The following is a 9311-nucleotide window of genomic DNA, read 5'->3' on the forward strand; positions in this document are numbered from 1 at the left end:
GACGAACGTCCTTGAGAGCCCCCGCTGTTGCAGCGGGGGCTCTTCTGGTGCGCCTACAGCTTCTCCACCGGCGCGTACCGCAGCAGCAGCCGCTTCGGCTTCGCCTCGCCGAAGTCGATCGTCGCCTCGGCGTTGGCTCCGGTGCCCTTCACCCCCACGACCGTGCCCAGCCCGAACTGGTCGTGCGTCACCCGGTCCCCGACCGCCAGCGCGACCACCGGCTTCTCCGAGGCGCGGCGCGTGGCGAAGCCGGACGCGCCCGACGCCGAGGAGCGCGAGCGGGACGACGACAGCGAGGCCGCCACACCGGACGCCGGGCCGGAGGACACGGGCGCGGTGGCGCCGGTGCGCTTCCAGTCCACGTGCTGGGCCGGGATCTCCTCCAGGAAGCGGGAGGGCGGGTTGTACGACGGCTGCCCCCACGCGCTGCGCAGCGACGAGCGCGTCAGATAGAGCCGTTCACGCGCGCGCGTGATGCCGACGTACGCCAGGCGCCGCTCCTCCTCCAGCTCCTTGGTCTGGCCGAGGGCGCGCATGTGCGGGAAGACGCCGTCCTCCATGCCGGTGAGGAAGACCACCGGGAACTCCAGGCCCTTGGCGGTGTGCAGCGTCATCAGGGTGATGACACCGGAGCCGTCCGCCGCCTCGTCCGGGATCTGGTCGGAGTCGGCGACCAGCGCGACCCGCTCCAGGAAGTCGGAGAGCGTGCCTGACACCTCACCCTCGGCGGTCTCCTGCTCGAACTCCAGGGCCACGGCGGCGAGTTCCTGGAGGTTCTCGATGCGGGTCTCGTCCTGCGGGTCGGTGGAGGCCTGCAACTCGGCGAGGTAGCCGGTCCGTTCGAGAACCGCCTCCAGGACGGTCGCCGGGCCCACGCCGGACTCGACGATCGTACGGAGCTCCTCCATCAGCGTGTTGAACCGCTTCACGGCGTTGGTCGACCGCGCGGCCATGCCGTACGCCTCGTCGACGCGCTTGAGCGCCTGCGGGAAGCTGATCTTCTCGCGCTGGGACAGGGCGTCGATCATCGCCTCGGCGCGGTCGCCGATGCCCCGCTTGGGGACGTTCAGGATCCGGCGCAGCGGGACCGAGTCCTCCGGGTTGGCCAGCACCCTCAGGTAGGCGAGGACGTCCCGGACCTCCTTGCGCTCGTAGAAGCGGACGCCGCCGACGACCTTGTAGGGCAGGCCGACGCGGATGAAGATCTCTTCGAAGACACGGGACTGGGCGTTCGTCCGGTAGAAGACGGCGACGTCGCCGGCCTTCGCGTCGCCCGCGTCCGTCAGCCGGTCTATCTCCTCGGCGACGAACTGCGCCTCGTCGTGCTCGGTGTCGGCGACATAGCCGGTGATGCGCGCGCCCGCGCCCGCGTTGGTCCACAGGTTCTTGGGGCGGCGGGACTCGTTGCGCTCGATGACGGCGTTGGCGGCGGAGAGGATCGTCTGCGTCGACCGGTAGTTCTGTTCGAGCAGGATCGTCGTCGCGTCCGGGTAGTCCTCCTCGAACTGGAGGATGTTGCGGATCGTCGCGCCACGGAAGGCGTAGATCGACTGGTCGGCGTCACCCACGACACACAGCTCGGCGGGCGGCACGTCGTACTCGTTGGGCGGTACGTCGACCGGGTGCTCGCCGGTGCCGACCAGCTCGCGCACGAGGGCGTACTGGGCGTGGTTGGTGTCCTGGTACTCGTCCACCAGGACGTGCCGGAAGCGGCGGCGGTAGTGCTCGGCGACGTCCGGGAAGGCGCGCAGCAGGTTGACCGTCGTCATGATCAGGTCGTCGAAGTCGAGCGCGTTGGCCTCGCGGAGGCGGGACTGGTAGAGCGCGTACGCCTGGGCGAGGGTCTTCTCAAAGCCGTCGGAGGCCTGGGCGGCGAAGTCCTCCTCGTCGATCAGCTCGTTCTTGAGGTTGCTGATCTTGGCGCTGAAGGACTTCGGCGGGAAGCGCTTGGGATCGAGGTCGAGGTCCCGGCACACGAGCGCCATCAGACGCTTGGAGTCGGCGGCGTCGTAGATCGAGAACGACGAGGTGAAGCCGAGTTTCTTGCTCTCGCGGCGCAGGATGCGCACGCACGCGCTGTGGAAGGTCATCACCCACATCGCGTTCGCGCGCGGGCCGACGAGCTGCTCGACGCGCTCCTTCATCTCGCCCGCGGCCTTGTTCGTGAAGGTGATCGCGAGGATCTGGCCCGGGTGCACATTACGCTCGGCCAGCAGGTACGCGATGCGGTGCGTGAGCACGCGCGTCTTGCCGGAGCCGGCACCGGCCACGATGAGCAGCGGGGTGTCGGAGTGGACGACGGCCGCGCGCTGGTTCTCGTTGAGCCCCTCGATGAGCGCGGCCGCGTCGAGGGCAGGGCGCGGGGCGCCGTCGCGGTAGTGGGCGTCCCGGTCCGGGGGCACGTCGAACTTCCCGCCGAACAGATCGTCCGGAACCGGCTCCGGTACGTGATCGTCCTCGGGCGGCGGCGGTTCTTCCTCGTGGGCCCGTGGGCCCTGGAGGTCCGCCAGGAAGCTGTCATCAAAGAGGCTGCTCATCGCTCTCCGAGTTTAGGGCCTGCCCGATGGCCCGGTCCGAGGGTCGAGGGTTTCTTGACCAGGCACCGGCGTGAAACCGAACCGGGCCATCGGACAGACCCTAAGCCGCCCCACTGACACCCGGCCGCCGCCCTGAGAACATCGCCGGAATCAGCCGGAACCAGCGGCCCGAAGGACCTCAGAAGCCGAGGATCTTCCAGACCTGCCCGCCCGGCGTCTTCTTCCCCTCCAGGACGGTCTCGTCACGGTCCGCGACCGTCCAGGCCGAGGCATAGACCTTGCCGTCGTACGGGCGACGGCAAGGCCCGCCGGGAACGGCACCTTCACATTGGTCCGCGTGCCGTGCGAGACGACGACCAGGTCATTGCCGGCCCTGTCCGCGACGATCTTGCGGCCGTCGGGGAGCGCGAGGACGGCGTTCGGGTTGGACTCCAGGTTCGCCTTGTGCGGGTTGTACCTGAACTCGACGGCGGAGACCTCGGCGGCGATCTTCGCCTTGCCGTGGGTGATGCGCAGGAGCCTGCCGAGCTTGTTCCAGGGCGGCGACTGCACCTCTTGCCGCCGCGCCACGGCGTCCGGCCGCGGCTGGCTGGAAGTTAGCGTCAGGAAGCGGGCGGACGTCACCACTCCGGTGAAAATACGCATATGTCGTCGCATATCCCTCCGCATTGCCTACGTCCCGCAAGGCGCATGGCTAAGGTCACGAAAATGTATCGGGCATATCGCCCATCAACCTTCACAGGGGCCACACGAGTTGGCTACCGTGCCGGGCAGGCCGTACGACCCCCACCGGCGAACGTCGCCGGGCCGCGCGGCCTCCGCTGAGTCCGGCACCCCTGTGGCAGCCGGAGCCGGGGACCCACCGACCTTGGGGTGAATCGGCCAACTCCCTTTCGGGGAACAGGCTGTAGGGCAACCCTTCCGAACCACCCGCCCGAACCCGACAGCTAACTCGGTAGGCGGAACATGGAAGGAGTCGCCTCCCTTGGCGTCGCACCGCAAGTCGCGTCCCGCAGGTACGCGCGTAGCAGGCATACGGACCCCCGCCCTCGCCACGGCGGCCCTCACCTCCGTTGCCCTGCTGTCCCAGACGGCCAACGCCACCCCCTCGGACGACAAGCCGAGCCTCGAAGAAGTCGAGAAGAAGGTCGACGACCTCTACCGTCAGGCGGAGTCGGCGACCGAGAAGTACAACGCGACCAAAGAGAAGACCACCAAGCAGCGCAAGAAGGTCGACACCCTCCTCGACGACGTCGCCCAGCGCACCCAGAAGCTCAACGACGCGCGTGAGGAGCTGGGTTCCTACGCCGCGGCCCAGTACCGCACCGGCGCGTCCGCCCCCGACACCGCGACCTTCCTGCTCGCGGACTCCCCGCAGGACTACTTCGACCAGACCCAGCTGATGAGCCGGATGACCGGCCGCCAGAAGGAAGCGGTCGACGAGTACGTCACCGAGCAGTCCGCGACGATGAAGAAGCGTCAGGAGGCCAGCGAGAGCCTCGCGGCGCTCACCGAGTCGCAGAGCGACCTGCGGACCGCCAAGGCCACCGTCCAGCAGAAGCTCGCCGACGCGCGTGAGCTGCTGTCGCAGCTGACGGCGGAGGAGAAGGCCCGGCTCGCGGCGATCGAGAAGCAGAAGCAGGAGGAGGCCGCGCGCAAGGCGGAGGAGCTGGCGCGGCAGCAGGCGGCGGCGGAACAGCAGGCCCGGGAGGAAGCGGCAGCGCAGCAGGAGAGCAGCGAGTCGGGTTCCACCACCGGCTCGAACACCTCCACCTCCACCTCCACCTCCCCCACCTCCCCCTCGACCGACTCCTCCTACGCCACCAAGGCCGAGAAGGCCCTCGCCTTCGCCCGCGCGCAGATCGGCAAGCCATACGTCTGGGGCGCCACCGGCCCTGACTCCTACGACTGCTCCGGCCTCACCCAGGCCGCCTGGAAGGCCGCCGGCGTCGACATCCCCCGCGTCACCTACGACCAGGTCAACGCCGGCACCACGGTCTCCCTCTCCAACGCCCAGCCCGGCGACCTGGTCTTCTTCTACGACGACGTCACCCACGTGGGCATCTACATCGGCAACGGCATGATGATCCACGCCCCGAAGCCCGGCACGTACGTCCGCGAGGAGTCGATCTACTACGACGGCGAGTCGTCTATCCACAGCGTGGTACGGCCGGCCTGAGGCACGACTCGGGGGCACTCCTCGGGCACGCTTCGGTGGCGGGCTTCCGGCTTCCGTGAAGGGCACGCGCGCGTGAGGGCCGGTTTCCGGCTTCCATGAAGGGCACGCGCGCGTGGCGCGGCCGGCTTCCGGCACGGGCGGGCCCCATGGAGGCACGGGCGCATGAAGGTGCCCTCGCGCCCCGCGTCGGCGCGTTCCATGGTCCGCCGGCGCACGAAAGCATCCGCGCACGGGCGTGCACTGTCGCGTCGCACGCCGGTGTGCACGCGTCGGCCACACGCCGGTGTGCGCGCGTCTACGTGGGGGGTGCGCACCCACCCCCACTCCACGTAGCCAGGCGCCCGCGCCCATGCCCATGCCCTGCGCCCGCGCGTATTTCACCCCGCCTGCGCGCGTGCCCCGCTCGCAACCCCCGCCGCGCTCCTTAGCATCGGCCCATGCCCCGTGCGCCCCGTATCTCCCCCCTTCGCGCTTGGTGGGCGCAGCGTCCGCCGGCGACCGGGGCCGCTGTGATGGCGACCGGCATCGTGTCGGTCGGGTTGGATCTGGCGGGGTACGAGGTGCTCTCCCGGATCTCTCTCGTGGTGGCCTGCGTCGCGTGGGTGGCGCTGGCCGCCGACTTCGTCGTACGGCTGGTGCGAGAGCGGGAAAGGTGGGTGCGGGAGGCGGGGACGCCGGCCGCGCTGACCGCCATCGCCGCGACCACCGTGCTCGGCGCCCGCTTGTCCGCCCTGGGGTGGCAGACGCTCGCCGAGGCGCTGCTCGCGCTCGCCGCCGTGTTGTGGCCGGGGCTGCTCTTCGTCGTCGTACGGCACTGGCGGCGGCGTATGACGGGCGCGGTGTTCCTCGGGTGCGTGGCCACGCAGGGGCTCGCGATGCTGGGGGCCACGCTCGCGGCGGCGGAGACGGCGGCCTGGCTGGCGCGCGTGGCGCTCGTGCTGTTCTGGCTCGGGCTCGTGCTCTACGGCCTCGCGCTGCCCCGCTTCGACCTGCGGCAGGTGGCCGAGGGAGCCGGTGACCACTGGGTCGCGGGCAGCGGGCTCGCCATCTCGGCGCTCGCCGGGTCGAAGCTGATCGCCGCCGACAGCGCGCGCCTGTACCTGTGGAACGACGACGACAGCGACGTCCTGCGCACGGTGACCGTCGCCCTGCTCGTGCTCGACCTGGTCTGGTACGCCGTCCTGCTCTTCGCCGAGGCGAGGTGGCCGCGGCCCCGCTACGACGTGCGGCGCTGGGCGACGGTGTTCCCGATGGGAATGACGGCGGCGGCGATGCTGTCCGTCGCCGCCGCCGTCGATGTCCCGTGGCTGAAGGGGCCCGGGCAGGCGCTGCTGTGGATCGCGGTGGCGGCGTGGCTCGCCGTAGCCGTAGGTGCCGTACGGAGCTACACGGCCCCCCGGACCGCCGTCACGTCCACAGCACGGCGATGAAGATGTTCGCCGTGGTCAGCGCGCCCACCAGCCCGAACAGGCCCCTCTCCACCTTCTCGTCGTCCCGCTTCACATAGACGAGGCCGAGGATCACGATCAGCAGGGCCAGCTTCACGCCGATCTTGATGTTGTTGACGGACTGGTCGTCGGCCTGGTTGAGGCCGACCAGGATCACGCCGGTGACCAGCATGGTCAGCGCGCCGTGCAGCATCGCGGGGACGAAGCGGGCGGTGCCCTGGCCCATCGCCTTCATCTGGGTGAGGAAACCGCCGAGCAGTGCGGCGATGCCGATGATGTGCAGGCCGACGAAGAGATGGATGAGTACGTCCATGGGACCGGAGCCTAATCAGAGGTGGGTGCCCCGCCCGACACCGGCCCGCCCCACACGACGTGATCTTGCATATATGCGACCCCTAGCACTCCGTCACCCACACATGCCCCGAAAACGCCACATCGGTCAGCACACCGCGCGAAGCCGACGGCTCCGGCCGGGGATCACGCTCACCTGCGGTCATCTCGCGATCCGCTCCCCGCACTTCCGCACAACGCGTTACCGAGCCGACACCGTCAGGTTTAGCGTCCTTCACCAGGTGACCGGCTCCCCACCGCCGCCCGGGCCAGGGGCGGCAGTCGGACACCACCGCCGAGAAAGTCCGGCGGCGGCCTGCTCCCCCTGTGCGGGCCGCCGCCGGACGCGTGAACCGCCCACCGACCGGGCGGCCGTAGGGACGGTCAGGCGGTCGTACGAAAGGACGTGCAGTCCACGTGGCAGCGCACCGCAAGCCCCGGCAACGTTCGGTCAGCGGCAATACAGCCCGTACGGCGGCGACGTTCGCACTGGCGGGCGCGGCGACGGCGACGGGCTTCGACGGGATCGGACACGCGGAGCCGAACCTGACGCCCGCGCAGGTCAAGGCGAAGGTGGACAAGCTGTACCAGGAGGCGGAGGTCGCCACCGAGAGGTACAACGGCGCGAAGGAGAAGGCGGAGGCGGCCGAGGGGCGGCTCAGGACCCTGCGGGACCAGGCGGCGCGCAAGACGCACAAGCTCAACTCGGCGCGGGACGCGCTGGGTTCGATGGCGGCGGCGCAGTACCGCGACGGCGGCCTGGACCCCTCCTTGCAGCTCGCGCTCTCCGACGACCCCGACCGCTACCTCGACGGCGCCGAGTTCGCCGAACGAGCCGGCAGCAGGCAGGCGGCGTCCGTCACCCGCGTACGCGAGCAGTTGCGGGAGATCGAGCAGCTGCGCGGGGCCGCGCACATCGAACTGGCCTCGCTCAAGTCCCGCCAGGCGGAACTGAAGCGGCACAAGAAGACGATCACCGGAAAGCTGGACGCGGCCCGCCGCCTGATGTCCCGGCTGACGGCCGAGGAGCGCGCACAGGTCGGGCAGGCCTCGGGCGGCACGGACCGCGCCTCACGTTCCTCGACGGGCGCCCGGGACGGCCTGTCGACCTCAGGAAACCTGACCTCAGGAAGCGTACAAGCACCCAACTCCCGTGCGGCGGCCGCCGTTTCCTACGCCTACTCCAAACTCGGCAGCCCCTACGTCTGGGGCGCCACCGGCCCCGACGCCTTCGACTGCTCGGGCCTCACCCAGGCCGCGTTCCGCGAGGCGGGCATCTCGCTCCCCCGCACGACCTACTCCCAGATCGACGCCGGCCGCCGCGTCTCCCGCTCCGAACTCCTCCCGGGCGACCTGGTGTTCTTCTACTCCGGCATCAGCCACGTCGGCATCTACGTGGGCAACGGCCAGATGGTCCACGCCCCGAACCCGACGGCACCGGTACGGGTGGCCCCGATCAGCGAGATGCCGTTCGCGGGGGCTACGCGGGTGGCGTGAGAGCCGTTTGCCAGGCGCGGGGCTGTCATTTGGCCCTCGTGCGCGCGAGCGTGAGTTTAGCCGTCACCCGCAGCCGCAGTTTGCCCGAGCCACAGCCGCCGTCCCAAGTCGTCGAGCTCCTCTTTGCGCGCCTCGCAGTCGGGGATGGCGCGCCTGAGCAGCGTCCAGTAGTCCGGACCGTGTCCGGCGATCTTGATGTGCGCAAGCTCGTGAGCGATCACGTAGTCCACGAGGTGCGCGGGAAGCTGGAAGACGGCCCAGTGGAGTGCCACCCTGCCGTTCTCTCCTTCACCCTGCCGGTAGGTCCCCCATCGGTTACCCACGTCCCGGACGGTCACAGCAGGTTCAGGCACCTCCATGCGAGCCGCCCACGGCTGGAGCCGCCCCTCCGCCCATCGCAGACCGGACCTGCGATACCAGGCGATGAGTTTGCGCCGCGCCAGGCGCGGCTCCACTGCAATCGCCTTGTCCAGAACCAGCCGCCCGGCAACCAGCCGAACCGGCGCCCCACCCTCGTCCACCAGAAGCAGCCGGTGCTCACGCCCGAGGTAGCGGAATGTCTCACCTTCTCTGAAAGCGCGTACCGGATGTACTCGCCGCCCTTGCTGCCGGCCGAGTCCGCGAAGTCCTTGATCAGGTACTCGTACGCGGCGCCGATCATGTCGGGGAACTCGAAGTCCTCGCCGCGCAACCGGATACTGCCGAAATGCTCGATGAGCGCCGCGAGCCGCTTGTCGGTCAGCGCGGCGGCGGAGCCCTTGCCGCTGCCCCCGCCGCCGATGCGGTTGAAGTTGACGTGCGCGAACAGACCGCGCAGCTCGCTGTTGCCCTTCTGGCGCTCCAGCGCGTCGAGGGCGGGCTGGAGGTACTCCGTGGCCACGTCGTCGACGGCCCCGGCGAGCTTCGCCCAACGGGCCTCCTCGGGCACGAAAATGACCCCCCGCGGGCCGTACCACTCGTACTGCTCGGCCTCGTCCTCGGCGTCCTCCCGGCTGTCGCCGGCCGCCAGCCGCTCCTTGATGATTGCTTCCCGAGCGGCCTCGAACTCGTCGTTCACCCTCTTGAGGAAGAGGAGTACGAAGATGAAGTCGCGTACTCGGCGGCGTCCATCGTGCCGCGCAGAATGTCCGCCGCCGCGAAGAGATGGCGTTCCAATTGCGCGAGCGTGAGCTTGGCCACGTACGGCACTCCCTGAGGTGACTGGCTTGTCCGGCTGCATCGGGAAGCCTACGGCTTCGCGCGCGCCAGGGATCACCACATGCCATCAAGCACACATTGTGACCGACTATGTCTCTCCGTCATAGCGAGCTGCTTGCTCCC

Annotated in this window: 8 protein-coding genes, 1 pseudogene and 1 riboswitch; of the genes and pseudogenes, 3 read left to right on the top strand and 6 right to left on the bottom strand. The window is 69.7% G+C overall.

Annotated features, from left to right (window positions below):
• Positions 1 to 53: 53 nt before the first annotated feature.
• Together pcrA and AQJ91_RS08380 are read right to left on the bottom strand one after the other, a co-directional pair.
• Positions 54 to 2537 (bottom strand): DNA helicase PcrA, encoded by a 2484-nt coding sequence (pcrA, locus tag AQJ91_RS08375; protein ID WP_067017983.1) that lies wholly within the window; start codon positions 2535 to 2537, stop codon positions 54 to 56.
• Positions 2538 to 2687: 150 nt separating this feature from the next.
• On the bottom strand, positions 2688 to 3182 hold the full coding sequence (locus AQJ91_RS08380) for a hypothetical protein (protein WP_159054509.1): 495 nt from the start codon (positions 3180 to 3182) through the stop codon (positions 2688 to 2690).
• Positions 3183 to 3346: 164 nt separating this feature from the next.
• Positions 3347 to 3514: riboswitch (cyclic di-AMP (ydaO/yuaA leader) on the top strand.
• Between the two features lie 8 nt (positions 3515 to 3522).
• Between AQJ91_RS08380 and AQJ91_RS08385 the strand changes: the two genes are divergently transcribed.
• Positions 3523 to 4716, top strand: a complete 1194-nt coding sequence (locus AQJ91_RS08385; protein WP_067017987.1) for a C40 family peptidase — start codon at positions 3523 to 3525, stop codon at positions 4714 to 4716.
• A 437-nt stretch (positions 4717 to 5153) separates the two neighbouring features.
• Positions 5154 to 6146 (top strand): tellurite resistance/C4-dicarboxylate transporter family protein, encoded by a 993-nt coding sequence (locus AQJ91_RS08390; protein ID WP_079084762.1) that lies wholly within the window; start codon positions 5154 to 5156, stop codon positions 6144 to 6146.
• Here AQJ91_RS08390 and AQJ91_RS08395 read toward each other — a convergent pair.
• Positions 6124 to 6477: a hypothetical protein gene (locus AQJ91_RS08395; protein WP_067017991.1), complete on the bottom strand. Its 354-nt coding sequence runs from the start codon at positions 6475 to 6477 to the stop codon at positions 6124 to 6126. The genes AQJ91_RS08390 and AQJ91_RS08395 overlap by 23 nt on opposite strands.
• 434 nt (positions 6478 to 6911) lie before the next feature.
• On the opposite strand from AQJ91_RS08395, the gene AQJ91_RS08400 reads away from it, so the two are divergent.
• Complete coding sequence (locus AQJ91_RS08400) at positions 6912 to 7991, top strand: C40 family peptidase (protein WP_067017993.1); 1080 nt, start codon at positions 6912 to 6914, stop codon at positions 7989 to 7991.
• A 56-nt stretch (positions 7992 to 8047) separates the two neighbouring features.
• Here the strand turns inward: AQJ91_RS08400 and AQJ91_RS55290 are convergent, their stop codons facing one another.
• The 3 genes and pseudogenes from AQJ91_RS55290 to AQJ91_RS55300 all read right to left on the bottom strand — a co-directional run bounded on the left by AQJ91_RS55290 (position 8048) and on the right by AQJ91_RS55300 (position 9170).
• Positions 8048 to 8902, bottom strand: coding sequence for a M48 family metallopeptidase (locus AQJ91_RS55290; protein WP_234381916.1), 855 nt, complete (start codon positions 8900 to 8902; stop codon positions 8048 to 8050).
• Positions 8821 to 9048 (bottom strand): annotated as a pseudogene (locus AQJ91_RS55295) (hypothetical protein); the annotation flags it as partial. The pseudogene AQJ91_RS55295 and the gene AQJ91_RS55290, both read right to left, overlap by 82 nt.
• Positions 9045 to 9170, bottom strand: coding sequence for a type I restriction-modification system subunit M N-terminal domain-containing protein (locus AQJ91_RS55300; protein WP_234381902.1), 126 nt, complete (start codon positions 9168 to 9170; stop codon positions 9045 to 9047). The gene AQJ91_RS55300 and the pseudogene AQJ91_RS55295, both read right to left, overlap by 4 nt.
• Positions 9171 to 9311: the final 141 nt, after the last annotated feature.

The sequence above is a fragment of the Streptomyces dysideae genome, from assembly GCF_001514305.1.
Classification (GTDB): Bacteria; Actinomycetota; Actinomycetes; order Streptomycetales; family Streptomycetaceae; genus Streptomyces; species Streptomyces dysideae.